Origin of the sequence: Chryseotalea sp. WA131a, from assembly GCA_025370075.1 — a bacterium.
Taxonomy (GTDB): domain Bacteria; phylum Bacteroidota; class Bacteroidia; order Cytophagales; family Cyclobacteriaceae; genus ELB16-189.
Genome location: CP073016.1, coordinates 2,488,496 through 2,514,828, shown reverse-complemented (window position 1 = coordinate 2,514,828; position 26,333 = coordinate 2,488,496). Strand labels below are relative to the sequence as shown.

Annotated in this window: 20 protein-coding genes; 10 read left to right on the top strand and 10 right to left on the bottom strand. The window is 40.8% G+C overall.

Annotated elements, in window-relative coordinates; translation table 11 throughout:
• Positions 1-17 precede the first annotated feature (17 nt).
• The 7 genes from KA713_11225 (at position 18) to KA713_11195 (ending at position 9,823) form a co-directional block, all read left to right on the top strand.
• Positions 18-902, top strand: coding sequence for a peptidylprolyl isomerase (locus KA713_11225; GenBank protein ID UXE65072.1), 885 nt, complete (start codon positions 18-20; stop codon positions 900-902).
• An 11-nt stretch (positions 903-913) separates the two neighbouring features.
• Positions 914-1,798, top strand: a complete 885-nt coding sequence (locus KA713_11220; GenBank protein UXE65071.1) for an NAD(P)-dependent oxidoreductase — start codon at positions 914-916, stop codon at positions 1,796-1,798.
• A gap of 132 nt (positions 1,799-1,930) precedes the next feature.
• Complete coding sequence (locus KA713_11215; GenBank protein ID UXE65070.1) at positions 1,931-5,299, top strand: SusC/RagA family TonB-linked outer membrane protein; 3,369 nt, start codon at positions 1,931-1,933, stop codon at positions 5,297-5,299.
• Positions 5,300-5,322: 23 nt separating this feature from the next.
• Positions 5,323-7,065, top strand: a complete 1,743-nt coding sequence (locus KA713_11210) for a SusD/RagB family nutrient-binding outer membrane lipoprotein (GenBank protein ID UXE65069.1) — start codon at positions 5,323-5,325, stop codon at positions 7,063-7,065.
• Positions 7,066-7,094: 29 nt separating this feature from the next.
• Positions 7,095-7,892, top strand: coding sequence for a hypothetical protein (locus KA713_11205; GenBank protein ID UXE65068.1), 798 nt, complete (start codon positions 7,095-7,097; stop codon positions 7,890-7,892).
• A 98-nt stretch (positions 7,893-7,990) separates the two neighbouring features.
• Positions 7,991-8,542 carry a redoxin domain-containing protein gene (locus tag KA713_11200; GenBank protein ID UXE65067.1) on the top strand — a complete coding sequence of 184 codons (552 nt, stop codon included), beginning with the start codon at positions 7,991-7,993 and terminating at the stop codon, positions 8,540-8,542.
• Between the two features lie 30 nt (positions 8,543-8,572).
• Entirely contained in the window at positions 8,573-9,823 is a 1,251-nt protein-coding gene (locus KA713_11195; protein UXE65066.1) for a hypothetical protein, read from the top strand.
• 69 nt (positions 9,824-9,892) lie between these two features.
• Here KA713_11195 and rfaD read toward each other — a convergent pair whose 3' ends face one another.
• A complete protein-coding gene (gene rfaD, locus KA713_11190; GenBank protein ID UXE65065.1) occupies positions 9,893-10,852 on the bottom strand; it encodes an ADP-glyceromanno-heptose 6-epimerase in 960 nt (319 codons plus the stop codon).
• Positions 10,853-10,928: 76 nt separating this feature from the next.
• Between rfaD and KA713_11185 the strand changes: the two genes are divergently transcribed.
• Both KA713_11185 and lpxB read left to right on the top strand, forming a co-directional pair.
• On the top strand, positions 10,929-11,348 hold the full coding sequence (locus KA713_11185) for a 6-carboxytetrahydropterin synthase (GenBank protein UXE65064.1): 420 nt from the start codon (positions 10,929-10,931) through the stop codon (positions 11,346-11,348).
• A gap of 26 nt (positions 11,349-11,374) precedes the next feature.
• Entirely contained in the window at positions 11,375-12,493 is a 1,119-nt protein-coding gene (gene lpxB, locus KA713_11180; GenBank protein UXE65063.1) for a lipid-A-disaccharide synthase, read from the top strand.
• 81 nt (positions 12,494-12,574) lie between these two features.
• On the opposite strand, the gene clpX is transcribed toward lpxB, so the two are convergent.
• On the bottom strand, positions 12,575-13,810 hold the full coding sequence (gene clpX / locus KA713_11175) for an ATP-dependent Clp protease ATP-binding subunit ClpX (protein ID UXE65062.1): 1,236 nt from the start codon (positions 13,808-13,810) through the stop codon (positions 12,575-12,577).
• A gap of 111 nt (positions 13,811-13,921) precedes the next feature.
• On the bottom strand, positions 13,922-14,614 hold the full coding sequence (locus KA713_11170; protein UXE65061.1) for an ATP-dependent Clp protease proteolytic subunit: 693 nt from the start codon (positions 14,612-14,614) through the stop codon (positions 13,922-13,924).
• A gap of 652 nt (positions 14,615-15,266) precedes the next feature.
• On the opposite strand from KA713_11170, the gene KA713_11165 reads away from it, so the two are divergent.
• Positions 15,267-16,646 carry an MBL fold metallo-hydrolase gene (locus KA713_11165; GenBank protein UXE65060.1) on the top strand — a complete coding sequence of 460 codons (1,380 nt, stop codon included), beginning with the start codon at positions 15,267-15,269 and terminating at the stop codon, positions 16,644-16,646.
• 38 nt (positions 16,647-16,684) lie between these two features.
• Here KA713_11165 and panB read toward each other — a convergent pair whose 3' ends face one another.
• The 7 genes from panB to KA713_11130 all read right to left on the bottom strand — a co-directional run bounded on the left by panB (position 16,685) and on the right by KA713_11130 (position 26,333).
• Complete coding sequence (panB, locus tag KA713_11160; protein ID UXE65059.1) at positions 16,685-17,506, bottom strand: 3-methyl-2-oxobutanoate hydroxymethyltransferase; 822 nt, start codon at positions 17,504-17,506, stop codon at positions 16,685-16,687.
• 49 nt (positions 17,507-17,555) lie between these two features.
• Entirely contained in the window at positions 17,556-18,062 is a 507-nt protein-coding gene (locus tag KA713_11155; protein ID UXE65058.1) for a phosphoribosyltransferase, read from the bottom strand.
• Positions 18,059-18,526 (bottom strand): Lrp/AsnC family transcriptional regulator, encoded by a 468-nt coding sequence (locus tag KA713_11150; protein UXE65057.1) that lies wholly within the window; start codon positions 18,524-18,526, stop codon positions 18,059-18,061. Before KA713_11150 ends, KA713_11155 begins: the two co-directional genes overlap by 4 nt.
• A gap of 93 nt (positions 18,527-18,619) precedes the next feature.
• The gene (locus KA713_11145) at positions 18,620-22,165 is read right to left on the bottom strand and encodes a PKD domain-containing protein (protein UXE65056.1); all 3,546 of its coding nucleotides are present in this window, start codon (positions 22,163-22,165) and stop codon (positions 18,620-18,622) included.
• 14 nt (positions 22,166-22,179) lie between these two features.
• Entirely contained in the window at positions 22,180-23,106 is a 927-nt protein-coding gene (locus KA713_11140) for an NAD-dependent epimerase/dehydratase family protein (GenBank protein UXE65055.1), read from the bottom strand.
• Between the two features lie 81 nt (positions 23,107-23,187).
• A complete protein-coding gene (locus KA713_11135) occupies positions 23,188-25,098 on the bottom strand; it encodes a hypothetical protein (protein ID UXE65054.1) in 1,911 nt (636 codons plus the stop codon).
• Positions 25,095-26,333 (bottom strand): hypothetical protein, encoded by a 1,239-nt coding sequence (locus KA713_11130; protein ID UXE65053.1) that lies wholly within the window; start codon positions 26,331-26,333, stop codon positions 25,095-25,097. Before KA713_11130 ends, KA713_11135 begins: the two co-directional genes overlap by 4 nt.

The following is a 26,333-nucleotide window of genomic DNA, read 5'->3' as shown; positions in this document are numbered from 1 at the left end:
GAGCCAAAATTTTACGTATGAACAAATCATTGATTGCTTTTAGTTTGCTGGTGTTAAGTCTTGTATCGAGCTGTGCTCAGAAATCGGGGAAATCAGATTATGTGGTTACCATCAAAACATCGTATGGCGACATGGTGGCAATATTGTATGACGAAACGCCCAAGCACAAAGCGAATTTTATAAAGCTTGCCAAAGAACATTATTTCGACAGTCTATTGTTTCATCGAGTAATTGCTGAATTTATGATCCAAGGTGGCGATCCAGATTCGAAGCGTGCACAACCCGGCCAGCTGTTGGGTCAAGGAGGTCCTGGGTATACGGTGGATGCAGAATTTAATCCAAATCTTTTTCATGAGAAGGGTGCGTTATCTGCGGCACGTTTGGGCGATGAACAAAACCCAACCAAGGCATCGAGTGGAAGTCAATTTTATATCGTGCAAGGAACGGTTATCCTCTCTTCTGATTTAGAAGATTTGCGTATCGATCAGATGAAATTTAATACCGCCTTCCGTCAAGTCATGCAAAACCCAGCCAATCAGCCATTGATTGATACACTCAACAAGATATATCTAACAGGCGATATGCAGGCCTACAAAAAGAAGATTTTCAGTTTAGTGCCGCGAATAGAAAAAGAGACTGGAATGACACTTGCGAAATTTGTTTCTCCCGAAAAAATAAAAGCATATACTACAGTTGGCGGTGCTCCACATCTAGATGGCGGCTACACCGTGTTTGGTAAAGTGATCAAAGGTCTTGAGATAATTGATAAAATTGCCTCGGTTCAAACAAATGGAGAAAGGCCATTGGAAGACATTCGTATGGTAGTAATGGTTGAAGAAATGCCAAAAAGTAAGATCACCAAACTATACGGATACGTGTTTACTGAAGCACCTAATAAATAATAGTACCCGAAATGAGAATACTAGTTACAGGTGCCAACGGCCTGCTTGGCCAGAAATTGGTTGAACTCATTTTAACCAAAGAGGATTACCTCATTGCCACAGCAAAATCAAAATTGGTTTTGCATCTTACAAAAGGGGAGTACTACCAATTGGACATTACGAATAAAGACCAAGTGCTGGAGGTAATCTCAAAAGCCAAGCCAGATGTGGTCATCAATACCGCAGCCATGACCAATGTTGACTTATGCGAATCTGAACGCGAAAAATGTTGGGCCAGCAATGTTACTTCCGTAGAAAATCTAGTGGCTGCCTGTGCCCTTTCAAACACTCACTTAATTCATCTATCTACAGATTTTATTTTTGATGGCACCCATGGCCCGCTGGATGAGGAAGCTATTCCCAATCCAATAAGTTATTATGGTGAAAGTAAGTGGGCTGCAGAAAAAGTTGTTCAAAGTAGCACTATACCCTGGACAATTACCCGAACCGTGTTGGTATACGGGGTTACGAAAGACATGAGCCGCTCTAATATTGTGCTTTGGGTAAAAAAGAGTTTAGAAGAAGGAAAGACCATTAATGTGGTAAACGACCAATGGCGCACACCCACCTTGGCCGAAGACCTAGCGATGGGTTGCTACCTGGCTGCAACCAAAAAAGCTACAGGAATTTTCAACATTTCAGGCGAAGAAATAATGACACCTTATGATATAGCCATCGCCACAGCCGATTTTTTTTTACTTGATAAATCGTTAATCAAAGAAACCGATTCTTCTAAGTTTACCCAAGCTGCCAAAAGGCCTCCGAGAACGGGGTTTATTGTAAAAAAGGCCAAAATGTTGTTAAATTTTAGCCCACATACCTTTAGTAAAGGCCTTTTTATACTAACTCGAGGCTAAAAAATTCGCTTAAAATCGCAGTTTTCAAATATTATTTTTGCTTTTTCAATATTTCAGCTTTTTTTATTTTGGTAGTAATACTTTTTTTTTTAGGTTTGAAAACCTAATTATTTAATAACTAAAACTTAAACTATGAGAGAAAATCTACTGTCAAGGATTTTCGTTTTGTGTTTTTTAGTCATTTCCACAATGGCTTTAGCGCAAGAGCGAACAGTCAAAGGCAAGGTGACATCTGCAGAGGATGGATCTGGATTGCCTGGCGTAAACGTGGTAGTCAAAGGGACTACAAACGGTACAGTTACTGATGCGGAGGGTAACTACAATTTAAATGCTCCTGCAAACGGGGGTAGTCTGGTATTTTCATTCATTGGACTAAAGACTTCTGAGGTTGCCATTGGTGATAGATCTACCATCGATGTTTCACTTGCATCGGATGTTCAGCAGCTATCAGAAGTAGTTGTAACTGCTGCTGGTATAGAGCGTGAGAAAAAAGCGTTAGGTTACTCAGTGGCAAGTGTTTCTGGCGCATCGATGCAACAACGCTCAGAGCCAGATCCATTACGTGCATTGCAAGGAAAGATGCCGGGAGTAAACATTAGTGGAGCTGGTGGTGCCCCAGGACAGTCCACCAGAATAAATATTAGAGGGTTCTCTTCATTAACAGGAAATACACAGCCTTTGTTTGTAGTTGATGGTATTCCCTTTGATAATGGTGTAAACGCTTATCAAGGAGCTAATTCCGGGAGCCAATCAAACAATGCGGCTCAAGGCACTCAATATTCCAACCGTGCGTTTGACCTTGATCCAAACAATATAGAGGCCATTACAGTGTTAAAAGGTGCAGCTGCAGCAGCACTTTATGGTTCACGTGCAACCAATGGAGTAGTGGTTGTTACTACAAAAGCTGGTAAAAAGAATTCCAAGAAAGGACTTGAAATCGCTTATAATGGATCTGTCAATTTTGAAGAGATTTCGGGGATACCTGATTTTCAAAATAAGTACATGCAGGGCTCTAACCAAAACTACAATGGAGGTTTTATTGGTAACTGGGGAGCTCCTTTCCCACAGTATGTAGATCAAATCAATCAGACATATTTCGGAGGACTACCTCGCTATTCAAGGGTTTATGCAACGGGTTATCCCGAGGGCACTATTCCTAACCAATTAACTGGCGTAGGCTTTGGTATAGGTCAGGGATATGGCGCGTTGTTCCCACAGTATATTGCTGATGTAGATTACAACGGCAACGGCATTTTAGATGATGCTGTTGCGGAACCCGCAAGGCCTTATGATATAATTGGTGGGTTCTTTCAAAGGGGTTCTTTAGTTGAAAACGGAATCACAATCAACAGTGGTGGTGAGAAACACTCTATTAATGCGGGTTTTTCCAGGATGTCAAATGTGGGTATTACACCAAATCAGGAAACCGGTCGCACATCTATAAATTTTGGCGGTTCGGGTACGTTGGACAACGGCTTGTTTATCTCCGGTAGTGTGAACTATGTTAATACAACTCAGCAAACACCTCAAGTGGGACCTTCAATATTTACCGATTATTCAGGAGGCGCAGAAGGCTCCATATTTTCCAGGATATTTTATCTGCCAAGAAACTTTGATTTAAATGGCCTACCATTTGAGAATCCAGTAAATGGCAATAATGTATTTTACCGTGCCTTGGATAATCCGCGGTGGATTGCCAAATACAACCTGTACAATAGTAATGTTCATCGCGTATTCGGAAATATGACTTTCCAATACGACATAAAAGATTGGTTGCAAGTAACTTTCAAAGGAGGTATGAACACTTATTCAGAAGCAAGAAGAAGTGTTACTCGTAAAGGCGGTGTTGCGCTTCCAGCGGGGCAGATCTTTTTAAATGACTTGGTTAATACCGAGCAGGATTATAACTTGATCTTTACAGCCACAAAAGACATTGCACCAAAGCTCAGTTTTAGAGGTATTTTCGGTGGTAACGCAAATCAGAGAGACTTTACTGATGCCGCTACTGGCGGAGCTGATTTTATTGTTCCTGATTTATACACACTAAGAAACACGTCTTCTCAAATCAACTTTTACGATAATAGGAGACAACGGAGACTTTTTGGTGTCTATACTGATTTGCAGTTTACCTACAATAAATTTTTAAATGTAAACTTAGTAGCCCGAAATGATTGGGCCTCTACGTTGCCTGTGGAAAACAGAAGCTTTTTCTATCCTGGAGCGAGCGTTTCTTTTGTATTAACTGATGCAACAGATGTGTTAAACAATGTTTTGAGTTTTGCTAAAATAAGAGCGGCCTACACAAATGTGGGTCGGGAAGCCGATCCGTATCTTACCAACACCGTGTATCAAGTTTCTACTCCATTTACAGGAGCAGCTGGAACCGTCTACAGGAGGGCATCCTTAGGAAATCAAGTGGGTAACCTGACGCTAGTGAACGAGAAGACGCGTGAGGTGGAGTTTGGTGCCGAGTTTACGCACAAGAGTGGTCGGGTTAGTTTAGATATTACTTATTTTAAACGCAACTCTATTGACCAAATTATTCCTGTTAGGACTTCTTCGTCTAGTGGATTTAGTGAAGCAATTGTAAATGCTGGGGAGATAGAAAATCGTGGATGGGAAATTGGATTGGATGTCACCCCCTTGAAAATGTCTAATGGCTTTACATGGAATATTTATGGTGCCTTTACCCGCTTGCGTACAGAGGTTATTAACGCTGGGCCACAGGGACAGATTCTTCTTGGTGGAGTTGGTGGAGGTAATAGTGGTGTGTTGGGAAATATCCATAAAAAAGGTTCTCCTTTTGGCCAAATCTATGGGACGCGTAACGCTAGAGATGAAGAAGGCAATTTGCTGATTAATGGATCTACTGGTTTGCCTTACCCAGATAATGTCGCCACAATCATTGGTAATCCTATTCCGGATTTCACACTTGGATTAACAAATACATTTAGCTGGAAAGGCATTACTTTGACTGCACTATTGGATTGGAAACAAGGAGGGCAATTCTATTCAGTGACGGCAGCATCCTTGTTCCTACGTGGCCAATTGCAGATTCAGGAAGACAGGGAAGGTAATCGTGTAGTGCCAGGTGTATATGGAGATCCGACTAAGCAGGTGGCAACGGCACTTTTAGACGACAATGGAAATAAGATTAGAAACACAACTGGCGTCAACGCATTTGACTACCACTTTACCAATGGATTTGGAGCCTATGGCGCAGACGAAACCAATGTTTATGACGGCACAGTTATTCGCCTTAGAGAGATCTCATTAGGCTACAGCATCCCTAAGAATTTGCTTTCAAAGACTCCCTTCGGGTCAGCACGAATTTCCATATCAGGGAGAAACCTTTGGTGGAAAGCACCCAATGTATTGCAAGGGCTAAACCTTGATCCCGAGGTATTGGCAACTACTGCAGATACAAATATTCAGGGGTTTGAAGCAGGAGCTACTCCTACCACCAGACGTTACGGAGTGAATATCTCATTGACTTTTTAGAAACCTAACTCAGACCTAATAAGATGAAAACACTAAATAAAACTAGGATAAAGAGTTCCTTGATATTTTTGATGATCCTTTCAGTATCAAGTTGTAATCTGTTTGATTTGGATATCAATAAAGATCCTAATAATCCGCAAACGGTCACGCCAGATTTGCTCTTGCCAACAGTAGTATACTCGGCTTCGAGTACTTTTGCTGGTGGTGTAAACGACAATGCTGCTGGATTTGTTGGGGGTATGATTTCCTCTGCAGATTCTTATGATCTTACTCAAAGCTCATATGTCAATACGTGGCAAGCTTTGTACCGCGGACCTCTAAAAGATTTAGATGAAATGATCAAGTTTTGCGAGAAAGTTGGCAATCAGCCAGGTTACTTAGGCATAGCTCAAGTTCTAAAGGCATATTATTTCTCGCTGATGGTAGATTTATGGGGCGATGTACCCTATTTTGATGCCTTAAAAGGTAATAACGCCTCTGGCCCAGTTCAAAACCCGAAATATGACAAAGGTGAAGATATTTATGCTGACTTGCTGCTTTTGATTGACAAGGCGGTAGTAAACCTAGGTGCTGTTGATCCTATTGACACACGTACTGGTGATCCCATTTTCGGACCTAATTCGAGCAGTACAACAGTCCAACGAAACCAATGGATTGCGACAGCCAATTCATTAAAATTACGATTACTCATTCAGACGCGTTTGACTAAGGATAATTCAGCTGCTATTCAAGATGTGCTCACCAAACCGCTCATTACCTCCACGGCAAATGATTTCCAATTTCAATTTGGCCGTTTATTAAATCCAGATAATCGTCATCCTTGGTATCAATCTGCTTACACAGGTGCAGAAAATGGGTTTACTTATTTTGGTCACCAGATTATGTTTGAAATGTTAAGAGACAGAGATCCTCGTTTCCCCTTTTATTTCAAGAGGCAACGCAATACAGTTCTGGATTTCAATGATCCTACACAGCGAAACACGGCCACTTGCACAACTGCACCTTGTTACTACGGTTATTTTCCAGTTAATGGGAATGCCAAGACTGAACTTCAAAATGCTGGTGTCATTTCAACTCCTGAGACAGCAGCTGATAGAGCGTTGTTAGCAGGTATTTTTGGCCGCGATCGGGGAGACCGATCTGGTGTTCCATTAGATGGATCTTATCGCACTGCGCCTGGTGTATATCCAGCAGGTGGTTTTTATGATGACGGGGTATTTCTAGCTTCTGGGGCAGCTTCTCGTTCAGTACGAGGCAACAATGCGTTCGGTGCTGGTGTCTTTCCTATGATTACTTCCTACAACGTTCTATTTTACAGAATCGAGGCGCTATTAACGGGTTTAGCGCCTGGGGGTGCGGGTGCTGCGAGACCTTTGGTGGATCAAGCTATTAGAGCACATATTGAAAAAGTGGCTGCTTTTGGTGCTTCTTTGGATGCCAGTTCAATTGCTCCCACTTCGGCTTCTATTGATGCTTTTGTGGCCAAACAAATGTCTTATTATGATGGTGCAACTAGCGACAGTCAAAGATTGGACAGAGCTATGAAAATTGCGTGGTTTTGTAATTTTGGTAATGGGTTTGAAATATACAATACGTTTAGACGAACCGGTTTCCCTACAGATATTAGGCCCGCTATCCAGCCTACCGTTCGCAATTTCCCAAATCGATTGCCATACTCGTTGGACGACCTCAATCTGAATAGTAGCGTGACAGACGCCCAACGCAATATTGCGTTTGATGTTGACAAAGTTTTCTGGGCTAAATAATAATGTGTAATCCTAAAAAGAATAGATACATGAAAAGTATAAAACATATATCCCTAATTGCCATATTTCTGTTGGCAATAGCCGTTGGGTGTAAGGATGAAAAGTTAAACCCGTATGTTGCTCCCCTTGGGAACGCCCATGGATTTGGACAGTTCATATCGCAGCTGGACAATAAGACCCTCTTGCCTGAGTTTGGTAACAATCAATTCTATGATCAGACTGCTGTGAATAATGCTGTTTTTTTCGATGATCTATTAGCTACCCCTAGTCAGAAGGTGAATTTTCAATTGCAGTGGCAATCCATTGATAATAGAGTGAAAATTACAACTATTGAACTTTATTTAGAATACGATGAGACTTATACGGATGCAGATAGAAATCCTCAGACGGCACGCCATGGGGGACCAAATCCGGCTGTTAACCCTACTTACCCTGCCGGTAAGTTCTGGAAATCAGTTCCAGCAGGTGAGGCCAGGGTTTCCCAAAGGTTAGACATCTCGGCAAACGACATATATGAAGTGTTCAAGAACAACACTTTTAAGTATAGCAGTAGTTCACCCGCAGTTAATATTTTCTCTAACCATCCTTACAATAGCTTTATTCAAAGCAGCAACGGGTACTCTTTTGATCGTTCAAATGCAAACGCACGCTTTAAGAAATCACGCACTTATACACTTCCTGCAGGTAATGTTACACTGGCGGCTGATGTGTTCAGAATAACTTGGCGATTAATTGCTGATGATGGGTCTGCTTATGGTACTTGGAGCCCAGGGGTTTGCTCTTCGGTAGTAGGAGCGACTTGTTTTGGTCAATGGAGGGTGAAGTAATAGAAGAATAGTACTCAAATTAATAAAACAAGTGGAGAGGCTGCCTTTTTTTAGGCAGCCTCTTCTGTTGAAAAAGAACCTTTGAAAGATTTAATATTGTGCTTTCGAATACAATAGGGCGAAGAGAAATGGTGCGTCTTTTGTTAACTTTTGCTGCATTCTTGGCGTTTACACCAAACTCCCTTTCACAAAGTGGAGTAAGTCGAAATTCTAAAACGGAAATCGTTACTGTTACTGTCTTTTTGAGCTTAGATTGTCCGATATCTCAGAAATATATTACCAAGTTAAACGCTATTTTTGAGACCTACAGCCAATCTGGAATAGATTGGACTTTTATTGTTCCTGGAAAAGTCAAGAAAAGAGACTTGAAGAGATTCGCGAAAGAATATCGGACACTTTTCACATTAGCTGCGGATAAAAGTAAACCAGCCCTTACAGATTATTTTGGAGCGACAGTAACGCCCGAAGTTTTTGTTCAAAAGAATGGCAAGATTGTATACAGTGGCGCTATTGATAATTGGTTTTACGAATTAGGAAAGTATAGACAACAAACAACAGAAGACTATTTGGTAAACGCACTTGAATCCATTTTGAAGAATAAGGAGCCGGAAGTAAAAAGGACACCCCCTATCGGATGCCCTATTCAATAATTTGATGATGTGTAGAAAACATTCCGATTTATGAGAAAGTGGCTAATCATCCTTACACTTCATCAAAGCCTCGCTTTGTATTCACAAGCACCGACCTATTTTGAGCACGTAGAGCCGATAATTAACAATAATTGCATTCCGTGTCATCGACCAGGTGGGATGGGGCCATTTAGCCTAGGCTCTTATGAAGACGTTTCAAGGAGAGGTAAATTTATTGGCCATGTTACTAAGATTAGATACATGCCTCCTTGGAAAGCTGATTTGAACTTTCAGTCTTATAAGAACCAACGATTTTTAAAACAGGAGGAGATTGACCTGATACAACAGTGGGTGGCCTCAGGAATGCCAAAGGGGAAAAACAAAAAATCTCGCTCGACTAAAGAGATAATTGACGTGCGCCTGCGTCCAGACTTGACCCTTTCGATGAACACGACTTTTACGATACCAAGTACTTCAGTTGAGGAGTTCAGGTTTTTTTCCATTCCGACAAACCTGCCAAGCGATGTTTATTTGTCAGGGATAGACTTTGTTCCTGGCAACAAAAGGCAAGTGCATCATAGCAGAATAATGACCGACTCAACTCAAAAGATTCGGGGAATTAATGGCATGTCGGAATTGGATCCGGCCATCAAGTCTTTTCAAAATATTGCACTTACAGACGAATTTTTGTATGGATGGATTCCTGGCAATGAGGGGATCTTTTTTCCGGCCGGAACAGGCAAAAAACTTTACAAAGGCACTGATCTTGTATTAAATATCCATTATTCGCCTTCGTCTAAGGTGCAGCATGATCAATCTAGTGTACGGTTGTTTTTTGCTAAAAGTGCTGTTCAAAGAGAGGTTAAAACGTTAACGCTTCGCGAAAGCGACATCGCCAATCAACCTTTTTTCATTCCCGCTCAGTCGGAGCCCAGTTTTTATATCAACTATTTGGTAGAGAATGATATTTCATTGATTTCAGTAATGCCCCACATGCATTTTTTGGGGAAGTCATTTGTGGCGTTGGCTTCAACTCCTTCAGGCGAAACTATTCCGTTAATCAGAATCGAGAATTGGGATTTCAATTGGCAGAGTACCTATATTTTTAAAAATCTGCTCAAGATACCAGCTGGGTCAACAATCCATGTGGCAGCCAATTACGATAACACCTCGAAAAATAAAACCAATCCAAATCACCCTCCAAAAGATGTAACCTACGGCTGGAACACGATAGATGAAATGTGCAACCTTATTATCTATTACGTTGACTACCGAGAAGGTGACGAGAGTGTTGAAAATTAGAATGGATCTATTTCAGAACTTGACCACTCCTACCCCCACTTAAAGCTAGCCTGTTTTTTTGAAATCGGATCAGTTCAAACCCACAACATGTTTTTGAACATACTCCTTTACTCCCTCCTCCAACTCATAAAACTTTTTATCATACCCAATACCTTTTAGCTTACCCATATTCGCTTCGGTGAAGTATTGATACTTGTTGCGTATGTCCACTGGAGTATCAATAAACTCAATCTGCTCAGGCTTCCCCACGGATGCAAATACCGCCTTCACTAAATCCAAAAAAGTTCGAGATCTGCCGGACCCTAAGTTGTAAATGCCTGAATTTTTTCGATGGTGCATCAAAAACAGACATACCTCAGCTACATCTTTCACAAAAATAAAATCACGCATCTGTTCTCCATCTTTATAAGCTGGGTTGTGCGAACGGAAAAGCTTCATCTTACCGGTTTTCAAAATTTGGTTGTAGGCATGCCAGACCACAGAAGCCATTCTGCCTTTGTGATACTCGTTAGGACCATACACGTTAAAAAACTTAAGCCCCGCCCAAAAGAACGGTTTCTCTTTTTGTTTTAATGCCCACACATCAAAGTCTTGTTTTGATTGCCCGTAGGGGTTCAATGGCTTGAGCAATTCGATTTTTGATTCATCGTCATCATAACCCATTTCGCCAAGCCCGTAGGTGGCAGCCGAAGAGGCGTAAACCAATGGCAACTGATAGCGGCAGCATTTTTGCCACAAATCTTTTGTGTATTGAGTATTTAGCCGATTTAACAATGCGCTGTCAAATTCAGTAGTATCTGTTCTAGCACCGATGTGAAAGACAAACTCTACCAGTTCATTGTTTTGATCTAGCCATGATAAAAATTCATCACGGTTGACCCGCTCTTGAATTTTTAGGCCTACAAGGTTTTTATTCTTCTCTACATTATCGAATAGGTCGACAGCGATAATGGCATTGAAGTTATCTTCGTTTAGTCTTTTAATCAAATAGCTGCCAATAAAGCCAGCCGCTCCGGTGACAATAATCATAGATCTATTTTTTGGCAATTTAAGATAAAACCATAATTAATTGATTTTAGTAAGAAGCGGTATATTTGCTCATCATATGATTTACGTAAGCCGCCAAGAGCACTTTAACGCTGCGCATAAACTGTACAATGCCAGTTGGTCGAAGGAGAAAAATGTAGAAGTCTTTGGGCCATGTGCCAACGAAAATTGGCATGGCCATAATTATGATCTGATTGTAACCATAAAGGGAACCCCAGACCCCGAGACAGGTTTTGTCATTGACCTTAAAAAACTAAGCGACTTAATCCGCAGCGAGGTAACAAAAAAGTTGGATCACAAGAATTTAAACCTCGATGTGGATTTCATGATAGACAAAATGGCCAGTACCGAAAACCTGGCCATGGAAATCTGGAGAATACTTCAACCCGAAATTTCTACTATTAGCAAGTTTGGGAAACTTCATTCCATCAAACTATACGAAACGCCACGTAATTATGTGGAGTATTTTGGTGAATAATTGAAAGCAAATCAAAAAAAACTGAATTGAAATACTACATCATTGCCGGAGAGCGTTCGGGAGATTTGCATGGAAGCAACCTCATCAAAGAGTTGAAAAAACTTGATAAGCAAGCCAGCTTTCGTGGATTAGGTGGAGATGAAATGCAAAGCGTTGGTGTGAACTTGTTTGTGCATTATCGCGAATTGGCATTCATGGGCTTTGAAGCGGTAACCAATTTTTTTAAGATTGCCCGCTATATGAAACAGTGCGAGGCCGATATTTTAGTATACAAACCTGATGCGTTGATATTGATTGACTATGGTGGTTTTAACCGAAGGATTGCCAAGTTTGGAAAGAAAAATGGAATCAAGGTGCTTTATTACATTCCGCCTAAAGTGTGGGCCTGGCGCAGAGACCGTGCAAAAAGTTTAAAGGCATCGGTTGATAAAATGTTTGTGATTCTTCCTTTCGAAAAAGAGTTTTACAAACAATATAATTTTCAGGTGGAGTATGTAGGCAACCCAGTGTTAGATGCCATCAAATCCTTCACGCCTAGCCATAACTTTCTTTCTGAGCATCAACTATCCCTCGATAAAAAAATAATTGCACTTTTACCGGGTAGTAGAACATTGGAATTAAAGCGAATCGTGCCGTTGATGGCCGAAGTGGTGAAGCAAAATCCAAACTATCAATTTGTGGTGGCCGCAGTAGACAATTTGCCGTCAGAACTTTATCAACCATTGAAAGAGTTGAATTCAGTAAAATTCGTTTACAATCAAACCTACGATTTATTGAAGCACGCGCGAGCTGCCATTGTTACGTCTGGCACTGCTACATTAGAAACTGCCTTGTTAAAAGTACCCCAAGTGGTGGTGTACAAAGCCGGTGGACTTGAATATTCCATTGCCAAACGAATTGTACAAGTGAAATTTATCTCATTGGTAAATCTGATTGCCAACCGGGAAGTGGTTAAAGAGTTGATACAAGACGAGGCTTCGCCAGTATTCGTTCAAAATGAACTGTTGCAGCTTGCTGAAGAAACTGAAAAACGAAAACAGGTAATGGCTGGGTATGGCGAAATTTATAAAGCGCTGGACACGGGTTCCGCATCAGCCAACACAGCCAAGTCTATGGTTGAATTCCTAAATCAACAAAAAAATTGAACTCTGTTTTGAACGAGCAATAGCCAGTTATTTTTACTCGATTTATTGCCAACTGCCGACTGCTTCCTGCCTACTTCTTAATTAAGCTACTTTCAACTTACTGTAATGCGACTTGTTAAATTTCTCTTCTGCGTAAGCACGATTGATTACTAACCGGTCGGTTGTTTTATCGGAAGGTAATTCAAACATGGCATCGTTGATGATGGCTTCGCAGATAGAGCGTAGACCTCGCGCACCTAATTTAAAGTCAATAGCTTTTTCAACAATAAAATCGAGTGCGCCTTCTTTGAACTCCAAGTCAATCTGCTCCATCTCAAACAATTTTTTGTATTGTTTTACCAAAGCATTTTTGGGCTCCGTCAAAATTTGACGAAGGGTAGTACTGTCAAGTGGATTAAGGAAAGACAATACAGGCAATCGACCAATTAACTCAGGGATTAATCCGAAAGTCTTTAAATCTTGTGCTGATACGAACTGTAGTAAATTGTCTTTATCAAAATCTGCTGGCGAACCGGTATCCACACTTGCCGCAAATCCAAGTGGCCGAGTATTTAACCTGCGGCCAATTACTTTTGAAATCCCTTCGAAGGCACCTCCACAAACAAACAAAATGTTCTCCGTATTAACAGTAATCATTTTTTGGTCGGGGTGCTTGCGGCCGCCTTGTGGAGGCACATTCACTGCGGTTCCTTCTAATAATTTTAGCAACGCTTGTTGCACGCCCTCACCACTTACATCGCGGGTGATAGAAGGATTATCTGATTTGCGTGCGATTTTATCAATCTCATCAATGTACACAATGCCGCGCTCAGCCGCTTCGGTGTTATAATCTGCGGCTTGCAACAGGCGAGTAAGAATGCTTTCCACATCTTCCCCTACATAGCCAGCTTCTGTCAATACCGTTGCATCGGCAATGCAAAAAGGCACTTGTAAAATTTTGGCAAGGGTTCTAGCCAAGTAGGTTTTACCCGTTCCCGTTTCGCCCACCATAATGATGTTTGATTTTTCAATCGTTACATCCGTATCAAGTTTGCGCTGGGTTAATCGTTTGTAGTGATTATAAACGGCCACTGACATTACGCGCTTGGCTTCGTCTTGCCCGATGACGTATTCGTCCAAAAACTTTTTGATTTCGCGTGGCTTTATCAATTTAAAATTGGGCAGGTTACCGGACTCTACCTTGTTCTTTTTTTCTTCCAATAAAATTTGATTGGCTTGCGTAACGCATTTGTCGCAGATGTGGGCGTGTATGCCCGAAATCATCAGGTCGACATCTTTTTTGCTTCTACCGCAAAAGGAACAAGTAACGTCTGCCATTTTGGTTAATTTGTTGATTTGGAAAATTGTTTAATTCGGTAATGCACTCTTTCACCCAAACGGTAAAGATATTAACTATTAGCGAAATTAGCACATTACCGAATCATCGAATTATTTCTTCCGCTTCTCCAACACCTCATCAATCAAACCGTATTCCTTCGCCTCAGCAGCGCGCATCCAATAGTCGCGGTCGCTGTCTTTTTCTATTTTCTCATACGTTTGGCCACTGTGCTTAGAGAGAATGTTGTACAAATCTTTTTTCAACTCAAGTGTTTGGCGCATCGAAATTTCCATGTCGGAAGAGGTACCCTGCATACCAGCCGATGGTTGATGAATCATGACACGCGCATGGGGTAAGCCAGAACGCTTTTTGGCGGTACCCGCTGCCAACAATACCGCACCCATGGAAGCAGCCAAGCCTGTGCAGATAGTGGCCACATCGGGGTTGATGTATTGCATGGTATCATAAATGCCCAAACCCGCATGTACCGAACCGCCCGGACTGTTGATGTACATAATCACATCTTTTTTGGGGTCAGATGATTCTAAGAAAAGCAATTGTGCGGTAATTACGTTGGCAACATAATCATCCACAGCAGTGCCAAAGAAAATAATGCGATCGGCCATCAGCCGAGAAAATACGTCAATCACAGTGGCCCTCATCTGGCGCTCCTCCACCACGTTGGGTGTCATACCCGTAACGGTGTAGGCATTTGTGTTGATAAATTTTGTGTAACTGTCTAAAGCATTGCCGCTCATGCCAAGGTGGTGCACCGCGTAGTTTCTAAATTCGTTGTTTGACATAGTTTTTGTTTATTAATGAAGTCGAAATACTGATTTATTTTATTGTTACGTTTATCGAGATTATGCAATGGAATTTGTTGATAACTTTTTTACTGAGAATCAATCTCGGTTTATAGCTCAATGTTAGGGAATCTTAGTACAATTTAACAACGGAGTGCAAAAAATCTGCAAATAAAAACCCCACCATAAAGTGAGGCGTACTATTTAACTAAAATGGGTCTATTAAAGTTTCATTTAACCGGTTAGTTGAACCGGGTACAGCGTACAGGCGTCAAGACAACTTCGGTCTCGCATAAAGTCAAGTTTATGTGTTCTTTAATCAATTTTTGATGCTTTGATGTGTTTTTACAATTTCTGCAAACGCTTTAAACTCATTATTCTTAAAATCTCTTTTTGGAATCACGTTTGCATTAGTCCAAAACAAGTTGCCGTCACAACGCAAGACATCGTTACCGTTATCAGATTACTGATCTTGCCCGTCAAAAAAATTGAGAAGGTGATCCATCAAATCCAAACCAAAAACAAAACCGCATTATCTAAAATCCGATATTTGACAAAGTAGAGTTAATTTATACGGGAATTTTTTTGACCTTTGTGTGGTTGTTTGTTTTTCTTCGGAAAGAGACGATCAAGAGGTATAAAAATATTGACCATGTACATTGAGCAATTATACACCAACTGTTTGGCAGAAGCAGCTTACTACATTGAATCGGAAGGAGAGGCTGCCATTATTGACCCTATCCGCGAAACGGAGCCGTACATTGCGTTAGCCAAAAAGCGAAATGCATCCATCAAATATATTTTTGAAACTCACTTTCATGCCGATTTTGTATCAGGTCATATTGACTTGGCGAAAAAAGTAAATGCGCCTATCATTTATGGGCCAAAAGCAAATCCGGATTACGAGGTACATCGGGCGGTAGATGGCGAAGAGTTTACGTTGGGCAAAATTTCATTGAAGGTGTTGCACACTCCGGGACACACCCCAGAGTCCACTTGCTTTTTGCTTTTCGATGAAGCTAAACGACCGCATGCAGTTTTTACCGGAGACACTTTGTTTGTTGGAGATGTTGGTCGCCCTGATTTGTTGGATGGAATCATGACCAGCCAGGAGATGGCGAGCATGTTGTACGACTCGCTCAATACCAAAATAAAAACTTTACCCGATGCAACCATTGTGTATCCGGCCCATGGCCCCGGCTCTGCTTGTGGTAAAAACATTGGTAAAGAAACATTCTCCACCATTGGCGAACAGAAAAAATTTAACTACGCCTTAAAAGATCAATCACGCGAAGATTTTATTGCTCAAGTAACGGATGGCATTTCGCCTCCCCCGAAATATTTCTTTGAAGACGCGCGTATCAACAAGCAAGGCTACAGTTCAGTAGATCATGTGCTGAAAAAAAGTAACCAACCACTTTCGGTGCGGGAATTTAAAACGGCTGTGAAAGGAGGCGCATTGCTATTGGATACACGCAAGGCAGATGATTTTGAAAAAGGATTTATCAAAGGCTCTGTTAACATAGGGCTGAACGGGCAGTATGCCGTTTGGGTCGGCACCTTGATCAATATTCACCAACCAATCGTGCTGGTAGCGCAAGAAGGTACTGAGCATGAATCCGTTTTGCGATTGGCGCGTATCGGATTTGAAAACGTAGTGGGGTATTTAAAGAATGGAATTGAAGCATGGGATGAAAAATTGGAAACCGTGCACTCGATATCCGCAGATGAACTTCAAAAAGAGATGCAGCAACAGGATGTAACGATTTTGGATGTGCGTAAACAAGGCGAGTGGAATACCAGCCACTTAAAAGACGCACAATTTGTTCCACTGGCAAGCTTTCCCAAAAACTTAAAAGAACTTGACAGGCATAAACCGTATATCGTTCATTGCGGAGGCGGCTATCGTTCGATGACCGCTATTTCTATCATGAAGAATGAAGGCTTTACCAATCTTACAAATGTATACGGAGGCTTTGCAGCAATGGTGAATGCGGGATTAGAAATGGACACGGAAGGTGTTGAGGTTTAGTTGGGTGTTTCGGAGTTAGGCTTTGGAACTTAGTTAACTTAATACTTCTCATCCTGATTCGGGAATTGCTTTGCTTTAACGTCATCTACATATTGGCCAACGGCATTGGTGATTATTGCATTTAAATCGGCATACCTGCGCAAAAAGCGTGGCTTAAACTCTTGGGTAATGCCCAGCATATCTTGCATTACCAGCACTTGGCCATCCACCTCTGGCCCCGCTCCTATTCCAATCACAGGTATTGTCAATCTACTGGCTACCTTCTTGGCCAACTCGGCAGGTATTTTTTCTAAGACCAGCCCAAAGCAGCCGCACTCTTGCAATAGTTCGGCATCGTCTAATAATTTATTGGCTTCGGCTTCTTCTTTGGCACGCACGCCATAAGTACCAAATTTATAAATCGATTGGGGCGTTAAACCCAAATGGCCCATCACGGGCACACCAGCACTGAGAATGCGCAACACCGAATCTTTTACTTCCATGCCCCCTTCAATTTTTACCGCATGCCCCCCTGACTCTTTCATGATGCGAATGGAAGAACGCAGTGCTTCGCCCGAACTTCCTTGGTAATAACCGAACGGAATATCAACCACCACCAAGGCGCGCTTCACCGCCTTCACTACGGATGAAGCATGGTATATCATTTGATCTAACGTGATGGGCAACGTTGTTTCATTACCTGCCATTACGTTACTGGCCGAATCACCTACCAAAATCACATCAATGCCTGCGCCATCAATGATTTTGGCCATGCTGTAATCATAGGCCGTAAGCATGGCTATTTTTTCACCTCGCTTTTTCATCTCCTGCAACTGGTGCGTGGTGATTTTTTTAATCTCGCTTTTTTTGTGGACAGACATTATCTTGATGGATGATTTACGATGTATGATTTAAGATTTGAAAAGCAAATCACAACAAATGTACGGAAGCATCTTTGCCCAGCTTTACCTCCACATGGTCGGTAAGGGTGGTGCTCAGTTCGTAACCCGTATACGTTGGCGTGATGGGGAATAGTGTATGGCTTCGATTGACGAGTACCGCTACCTCCATTTTCTTTACCCCTGTTTCCAAAAATGGTTTCATAGCATAGGCAAGAGTACGTCCACTGTTCAAAACATCGTCTACCAAAATCACTACTTTCTTTTTAAAAGATGAAGTAGCATCGATGGCAACCTCTGATTGGGTTTCGGCCAATTTATCAACCGATACCTTTACTACGTGCACCTCTATACCCGCAATTGCTTTAATTTCTTTGGCCAATATTTTAGCAAACGCATGGCCTTGCCCCTCTATTCCTGCCAAGATTAAGAGTTTTTCTTTTGCATTATTTTCATATACCTCAAAGGCCATTCGCCTAATCTTTTGTTGGATTTGAACGGTATTTAATACCAATGTTTTTTCAACTACTTCATTCATGGCAAGGGAACTACTTTGCTGTCTTTTAGCGTGGACAAAATGATGGTGGTTTGCATATTGTCCACCACATCAATGTTCGATAATTTCTCTAACATTAAGTTTTGATACGATGGAATATCGGCAGAAACAATTTTAAGGATAAAATCAGCTTGCCCAGTTACGTGGTGACATTCCACTACTTCGGGCACATCATTCACCGCCTTCATAAAGGCGTTGATGTTTTCTTTGTTATGACCTTTTAACGAAACCGTCACCAGAGTGCATACGCCCAATCCCACTTTGGCCATGTCAACCACGGCATGGTAACTTTTAATTACACCTGTGGTCTCCATTTTTTTTACACGCTCTAGTGTGGGGGCAGGCGAAAGACCAATTTCTTGCGCCAATTGTGCATTGGTGATGTTAGAATCGCTTTGGAGCAATTCCAATATTTTTCTGTCGGTGGGGTCTAATTTAACTTTCATTTAAGGTTTGGATGTTAATAGATTCTAAGTGCAAATATTAGAATTTAATTGCTAAATATTGAGAATACACCAAAGTTAATTTGGTAAAATCAATCATTTTGCAATTGTAAAGCTGAATGACTTAGTAGTTTTACTATCTGAATAATTGATGTAGTACAATCCGTTTGGCAAGGTAGACGTATTTAACTCAAGTCGGTTAAGGCCTGTGGCAACGGAGGTAAACTTTTGCTCGAACACCATGCTTCCCAATGAAGTAAAAATAATCACATTGACTGGAAGCGGTTCCTTACTGATCCAATCAAAATTCAAGTTATCCTTAACGGGATTTGGATAAGGCGAAAATAAAATTTCGGTAGAAGAAAGTGGCAAGCACTTTCGCTTGTCAAAATCGGCAGTGTTATTGGCAATGTCAACTTCGGCACAAATGTAGTTAGCACTGTGTGGCACAATTTGTAAATCTACTAGTACAGAAAGCGATTGGTTCGGTTGAATCTTGCCGATCACTTTTTTCTTGATCAACCTGCTGGATTCTACATCCACCAAAACATCAGGATTGGTGATGGGCACATTGCTTTTGTTCAAAATGTTTAACATCGGTTGAAGAGCACCTGTTTGCTGATCTGGCACAAGGCTTAAATCACTTAGCACTACGTTTACAGAGGGAACCAAAATAGTTATTGGTTTAGAAATGATAAACGAACAACCGGATTCATTGAAAGCAGTAAGCTTAACTGCATACATACCTAAATCAGTAAAGGTAAAGTTTGGATTGGTTTGCGTTGAGGTACTATTATTCGCATCTCCAAATTTCCATAAAAACGAATTTGCATTGGTGGAAGTATTGGCAAATGAAACGGCTAAGGGGGGGGCACCAATGTCTGCAGAAGGAATGAAGTCTGCTACTGGTCCTTGTGTGATGGAAACATTTTTGGTGATGCTGTACGTGCAACCTGATTGCCGCTCGCTACGCAACTGAATGGAATAATTATTGGGGGTACTGAAAACAAATTGGGCGGTGGCACCCGTGCCGTTGCCAAGCCCACCAAAAGTCCATAGCTGTGAAACAGCAACATCCGCACCAGAAGTAACCTCGGTAAATATGGTTGGGTTGGTGGAGCAGGGTGCTTGAATGGAAAAATCGAGCAAAGGTTGAACTGGAACATTTATGGTTTTTGAAAATTGGCTCACGCAATTGTTGTTTTCTGTTACGGTAAGTGATACAGGGAATGAGCCAGCGCTTGCAAAAGAAAACTGAACGCTGGGTGACGAAAATGAATTGCTTTGAATGTTCCACAACCGAGACCGGATGCTGCCTGTAGAGGCATCGGTAAACTGCGTGGGCTGGTTGGCACAGGCAATCGCGTTGGTGAAATTTGCTATGGGTGAAGGCGCAATAGTAATCGACTTTGTTAGGCTGTTGGTGCAGCCAAAATTAGTGGATGTTAAAAGTGATACATTGTATGTTCCAGCTAGTGGATACGTAAAAGTTGGATTGCGAAAGGTGGATGTTCCCTTGGTTGCATCACCAAACGCCCATTGCCAACCTATGATGTTGCTGTCTGTGGGTATGGGTGTTGTATCAGTAAATTGTGAAGCTGTGCCTGCACATGAAAACGGTGGAAGGCCAACCGAAAAATCAGGTTGGGGTTTGGTATAAACGATGATGCTTTTGGTTGTAGTATTTTGGCAGCCCGCAGCGTTATTGGCTTGCAAGGTGACATTGTATTGGCCTCTGTTGGTAAACGTGTTTGTTGCATTTGCAGAGGAGGAAGTGTTGCCATCTCCAAAAGACCATTGATAACCCGTGACCGACCCTGTTGTAGTATTGGTGAAAGAAACAGGTGCGGATTGGCATGCAGTGGCTGGTGCTGTAAAGTTTACAAGGGGGCCAGGGATTACGGTACTAACATTTTTAATGACTTCATTTTCACAACCGGGTATTCTTGCTTTGAAACGAATCTCCTGAGAGGTGGTAGATATAAATACTTGTGTCAAATCTTGGGTGCTAGAAACCAAGGTACCATTCAACCGCCACTCCCACGTAGGGCTGGAAGGGGCATCAAAAACGGATTGGTTGGTAAACACATAATTTTGATTGGTACAAAGCGGACTAGCGGTAGGGAATGAAAAATCAGCAACCGGTTGGTTGTAAATGGCCACATCTGATTTGGCAATGTTGTTACAGCCATTTGAAGCCGTTACTTGCAGCGTGACTGGGTAGATTCCCGCAGAAGAGTAGATGTGAGAAGGGTGGGGTTGGGTAGAGGTGTTGGTGTCTCCGAAACTCCAATCATAACTCACAATAGTAGCAACTTTGACTTGTGCATTAAATAGAACATCGCGCTGGGCGCAAATATTTTGTGTGGTAAAAACTACTTCTGGAGCGATTGAATTTGAAACGGAAATGCTTTTTGACTTCGAAACTGAAATGTCAGCAAGTGATTTTGTCAAGGTTACTGCATAAGTGCCTGGTAACGAATAATGAATGATCGGCCTCGAAATGTCTGGATCATCAACCACCACTGGGCAGAAAGGAGAGTAATTGACTTTAGAAATCTTACCTGTTCCTTGGTCAATTACTGAAATATTCCAAACTGAATTTTCCTTTGCCACACCAAGTCCATAAGAATTCTGTAAAGTAGTACCAAAACTTCCCTCATTGATTATAACAGGAGCTGGGTTATTTAGATCACTACCAAAGCTTGTTTTGTAAAATCCTCCAGTGAGTGAAGTACTTAGCAGGAAAAAATCGGTACCTTCTTTCACAATACGCAGTCGGCCTCCATTTACCAAATCAGTACCCAAAAGTTGCTCAATTGTAGGAGCAGTGAAAAGTTGCGTTCCAAATTTCAATCGATAGAGATTACCATTCCCGTAGTTTGTGGCAAATCCATACCATTGGCCACATACTTTGATCAGATCAACATCGCCTAAATTATTCTGGTCGGGTACAGTTACTGAATTAAGTATATCGGTAGGTAGTGGAGCGCTTAGATTGAAGCCAAGTTTTACTATTGTAAACTGATTGATGGAACTGGTTAAAATGCAAACCCAACCATCACTTTCATCGCGTCCAACCGCTAAACCAGAGTTTAAGTTAGTCAATCCAGAAGCCAGTGTAGTAACCGAAATTGAATTTGATAGCTTATCGCCAAAAGAAAGTTTAAGTAACTCGCCACCGGGAGATCCCGCATTATGAATGAGGCCAAACCACTCATTGCCTTCTTTCATTATTCGTACTTGCCCCGGGCCAATAAGCTTTCCGCCTAAATCGCCCAGGTTATCCACCGAAGTCGGAGCACTGTTTACGCCATTAGCAAATCGGACGCGGTATAGTGTGCTTGCCCATGTTCCGGTTACAAAGGCATACCACAGGTTACCATCCTTCGCAAATTCAATTCCAGGCCTGCCTAACGCGGCCGATAATGTATAGTCCAACTGAGCTGATGGAGTCTGACTGAAATCACCCGAACAAAAATCCCAATCTCTCAAGCTAGCCAAGCCTGTATCCTCCACCACAGTGCGTTCATTCAGGCATACTGCTGGGCTTATTGAAAAATCTATTGCAGCACATTGAGCAAAACTATGGATTTGGCCACCGATAATGAAAAGGAAAAATAGAAGTAAGCGAACCTTCATTTGAGAACCTGACTTCAGAATAAGTACCCGTGCTCCAGAATTTTACGAAGGCCCGCCTCAAGTGGTATGAGTTCGCGTTCAAGAATGGATTTCATTTTACTATTATCAGGCTGTCTTCTAGTCATATCACCTTCCTTGAGTGGTGGTAAAAATTCTATTTTAGACTTTGATTTAGTTAATCGGATGATTAATTCAGCTAGCTGAAGAATAGTAACATCTTTTTCGTTTCCAATATTGATAACATCATTGATCAATAGGTTATTTTCGAGAATAGAAAGTATACAATTGGTGTTATCGTCAATGTGGCAAAAAGTCCGGGTTTGTTTACCTGCACCGTAAATGGTAATAGGTTCATTTCTAAGGGCGGCATTTACAAACTTAGAAATAACGAAATCGGTGCTTTGCTTGGGTCCATACGTATTGAAGAAGCGGAAAATGGTGAAGGGCAAGCCATACTCCTTTTCATAAGATCTACAAAAAGCTTCTCCAACATTTTTTACTACAGCATAGGGTAATCTGGAATTAAGCGGAGTAGTCTCTTCATGTTGCGGGAGTTCTACTGGCTCACCATACACTTCTGATGAACTGGAGAAGAAAACGCGCTTAACACCAGTATTTTTACTTAGGCTTAAAATATTCTTTATTCCCTGTAGATCTTCAAGAACCATAATAGGGTTTTCTATGGTGCGCTTCACGCCAACCACTGCAGCATAATGAAAAACATAATCAAACTTATAGGCTGTCATGATAGTAGAGATGTCGTTATAATTATTCACATCACATTTTATAAACTTACATCGTTCATGAAGCGGCACTTTGGCGAGTTCACCCGTTAGTAAATTATCTACTAATACCACGAAATATGATGAGTTTTGCAGCAGCCTAGTGGATAAAGAGCTTCCTATAAAGCCTGCCCCACCAGTAATAAGGATTTTAATCAATTTCAGTTAGGTTTTAATAAGGTAAAAGTACAAAACCTTGAGAATTTTTATCCGTTTTTTTCCTATTTTCTACCAAATTACTTAAAGGGATTTTCTCTTATAAAGTTTGATTTGATTAAAAGAATCTATGATAGGTCTTTCAAAATTGCTGGAAAGAACAGTGCTCAATTGGTAGTCTGAATTTGTCAATAAATAATCAATCTTGTATTTATTGATAAAACTCAAACGCACACTATCATAGTTGCCTTGAGGATGAGCTATTGCATAGCTAAAAAAAGTTGAGTTACGAATAGATTCTTCGACTTTATTGAAATAAAAACTACTGGAATCTACTGGAACATCTTTGCCTACTAATGAAATGGTATGAAAGCCATCGCGATTGACAAACTCCTGAAATTGAATATCCAATGAGGCAAATTCGGGAATCCAATAAAAAGTGTTCGGGAATCGATTCAAAATACAGGCTCCCGTAGGGTTCCTAACGCTTTCAAAATATGGAATTAATGGAGAAGCGGCAAGGGCGCTTTTTGATGATTTTCGTGTCTGAATATCTTGATAAAAAACAAAAATGCTTTGAGTTATGACTACCATCCAAACCAACCGCGCTCCAGATTGAATCAACGAGAAAAAGAAAGTTAAAGTGAATACTAGGCTAAGTGGAATAAATAAATTAGTAAATAACTGAGCACCATTCATATCTTTTTGATATATAATCCAGCCCATCAATCCACTAAAAGAAAAAATTATAAACATCATTGCTTCCTCCTTATTGATAAGGCTTGTCTTCTTTTTTATCCATACCATAATCATTACTGATATTACCGGAATAAAAACCACCGCACACTGAATGGAGGTACCGCCTATTATGTTGATTGAAGTCAATATTTCATTTGAATCGATCGAATGAATTAAACCAAAAAAAATGTCATGCTCTTCTTGGGTAGGCTTCCCTAGAAGCTTATAAAAAACAGCTATAGAACAGAAAACAAAAATCACTTTACACACCCGGTACATAAATACTCTAGCGGTTATTCTTTTAGTCATGATTCCAATCAGGCTGATAGTTGTTAAAAAAATAAAAACACCCGGTGCACATGATAGAAAAAACACACAAAGAGTAAGCAAGACATTGTAAGACCATTCATATCTATCCTCTTTATAGAGTAAATAAGAGGCTATTAAGAATAGATAAATTGGAAATAATTTTGTTAGGTCTACCAAATTTCTTGATAGATTGATTGAGTGAATCATTAAGTCACTTTGCTTATAAATTGGAAGGTATAAATTGGCATAGAATATTATTGGTAGGGTCAGAAGTAAAGTTGTAATTGTTATAACTTTAAATCGCTCGGCAATTGCCAATAAACCAATCCAAACCACCACAATACCTACCGTATAGGTACATAAAATCATTAGCTTCACTGGGTTGCAACCAGTGAGTTTGATAAAAAACGAGTTTAACCATAAGTCAAAATAATGATAAGGAAAAGGGCTTTCATTGGATTCTAGATACTCTAAGGAAGCGGTCTCAACTCCCATCTCCACCATGTAGTTGGAAACCTTAGAATAGAATACTTGGTCTACATACCCAATATTTGATTTTAGTTCAAAATTAGTTGAACCCCAAGCTCGATAAGCGATAATACCGGACGATAAAACGACTATTGAGAAAAGAAAAAATAATATAGTTTTTTTTGTGTAGGTGGCTTTGCTCTCACCCATCGAAATCAGTGGCCTGTCCATCCAAAAAAACAACGCAACCAATACGAATACAATTGAAAGGGATTTAAACCCGGTAGTATAACAACTGAAGGTTGCAACTACGAGAGTAAGCCCAGTCAATAATTTCAAAAAGACGTCCCTAAAATTGAATGATGCACTATGGCCAAATGCTTTAAAAAATAGAGTGCCGACAAAGTAAAAAAAGAAAAGAGCGACTAGGGCAATTAAATCAAAGTAAACCAGGTTCAATATGTTATTATTTACGGTCATTCGATGTGGTGCTCAGTATGTTGATAATAGATTTTTCTGTAAACAACCTCTGCAATTTCAAAACCTCGATACCGCTTTGCTATTTCTCTAATTGATTGAACTCGTTCTTTTTTAGATGATAAAATCAGTTTTTCAATTTGTTTAACTCCTGTCATATAGGCCTCATTATTTAATTGATGAAGTACCGCGCCTATCTTGTTATCCTCAATAATGGCAGCATCATCCGAAACCCCATGCGGAATCACCACTGGCAACCCAAGTGCCCAGTACTCTCCATTCTTAATTGGGGTACAGTACCGCTTTGATGGAAGAGGTTTTACCGGGCACAATGCGAAATCGGCCAAGCCAATGTACTTAGGAATTTCGGCATGCGGAACAAATAATTTTGTTACAACATGAAAAGGAAGGCCTGCTTCAACACAATGTTTCTTAATTTCACTGGTATCTATGTTGGATAGCAAAAGTATTCGAAACGCCTCACCCCAGTAATCATAAGCTATCCGTAAAAATTGAAAAACTTCCTTATCAAGATAAATACCTCCAAATTTACCAGCATAGACGCAAACAATTTTATTTACAAAGCCAAGCTGGGTTAATAGTTCCGAATTTTTGATTTTCTCTTCCGAAAAAAGATTCAAGTCAACACAAGCTGGTTTTACAAAAAAATTATTCAGTTGAATACCGAATTTTACTTTCGCGTAATCTTTCATTCCTTCAGTGGTGGCAATAACGTACGCAGCGCGCTGTGTTTGCTTTTTCTCAAGCCAAAACAAAAGACGAAAAGCGATGCTATTCTTTTTCCATGTTCCATTTTCAACCATAGCCTCGGCATGTGCCTCATAGCTGTCTAAAACCAATTGCCGATTGAAGCATACAGAAAGAAAATACGCTATTGCACCTGGCGGTGTGCACCAGCTGTGGATATACGAGATTCTGTTTTTTATAATGAGATACCCTAAATAAGGGAAAACTTTAGCCCATAATAAAATAGCCAACAGTCCGAAAGGTTTGTATGGAAAAGGTAGCCACCGGATTCCTTGAGTTTCTAATATTTTTGAAGTCTCTAAACGATTCAATTCCTTCAAAGCATTTCTATCCTTTTCAAGCGTAACCAAAAATATTGTACTACTTATCGGTAAATTCTTTTTTATAATGCGTACATACGGCAATGTATATGTTTGAATCAATGCATCAGAATAACCCCAATAGGTTAGGATAAGAATATTTTTGGTCAT

What these genes read in the sequence shown, in the direction of transcription:
- KA713_11225 (UXE65072.1), top strand. Translation starts at nt 18, where the DNA reads ATGAACAAATCATTGATTGCTTTTAGTTTGCTGGTGTTAAGTCTTGTA.
- KA713_11220 (UXE65071.1), top strand. Translation starts at nt 914, where the DNA reads ATGAGAATACTAGTTACAGGTGCCAACGGCCTGCTTGGCCAGAAATTG.
- KA713_11215 (UXE65070.1), top strand. Translation starts at nt 1,931, where the DNA reads ATGAGAGAAAATCTACTGTCAAGGATTTTCGTTTTGTGTTTTTTAGTC.
- KA713_11210 (UXE65069.1), top strand. Translation starts at nt 5,323, where the DNA reads ATGAAAACACTAAATAAAACTAGGATAAAGAGTTCCTTGATATTTTTG.
- KA713_11205 (UXE65068.1), top strand. Translation starts at nt 7,095, where the DNA reads ATGAAAAGTATAAAACATATATCCCTAATTGCCATATTTCTGTTGGCA.
- KA713_11195 (UXE65066.1), top strand. Translation starts at nt 8,573, where the DNA reads ATGAGAAAGTGGCTAATCATCCTTACACTTCATCAAAGCCTCGCTTTG.
- rfaD (UXE65065.1), bottom strand. Translation starts at nt 10,852, where the DNA reads ATGATTATTGTCACCGGAGCGGCTGGCTTTATTGGCAGCTATTTGATT.
- KA713_11185 (UXE65064.1), top strand. Translation starts at nt 10,929, where the DNA reads ATGATTTACGTAAGCCGCCAAGAGCACTTTAACGCTGCGCATAAACTG.
- clpX (UXE65062.1), bottom strand. Translation starts at nt 13,810, where the DNA reads ATGGCAGACGTTACTTGTTCCTTTTGCGGTAGAAGCAAAAAAGATGTC.
- KA713_11170 (UXE65061.1), bottom strand. Translation starts at nt 14,614, where the DNA reads ATGTCAAACAACGAATTTAGAAACTACGCGGTGCACCACCTTGGCATG.
- KA713_11165 (UXE65060.1), top strand. Translation starts at nt 15,267, where the DNA reads ATGTACATTGAGCAATTATACACCAACTGTTTGGCAGAAGCAGCTTAC.
- panB (UXE65059.1), bottom strand. Translation starts at nt 17,506, where the DNA reads ATGTCTGTCCACAAAAAAAGCGAGATTAAAAAAATCACCACGCACCAG.
- KA713_11155 (UXE65058.1), bottom strand. Translation starts at nt 18,062, where the DNA reads ATGAATGAAGTAGTTGAAAAAACATTGGTATTAAATACCGTTCAAATC.
- KA713_11150 (UXE65057.1), bottom strand. Translation starts at nt 18,526, where the DNA reads ATGAAAGTTAAATTAGACCCCACCGACAGAAAAATATTGGAATTGCTC.
- KA713_11145 (UXE65056.1), bottom strand. Translation starts at nt 22,165, where the DNA reads ATGAAGGTTCGCTTACTTCTATTTTTCCTTTTCATTATCGGTGGCCAA.
- KA713_11135 (UXE65054.1), bottom strand. Translation starts at nt 25,098, where the DNA reads ATGACCGTAAATAATAACATATTGAACCTGGTTTACTTTGATTTAATT.
- KA713_11130 (UXE65053.1), bottom strand. Translation starts at nt 26,333, where the DNA reads ATGACCAAAAATATTCTTATCCTAACCTATTGGGGTTATTCTGATGCA.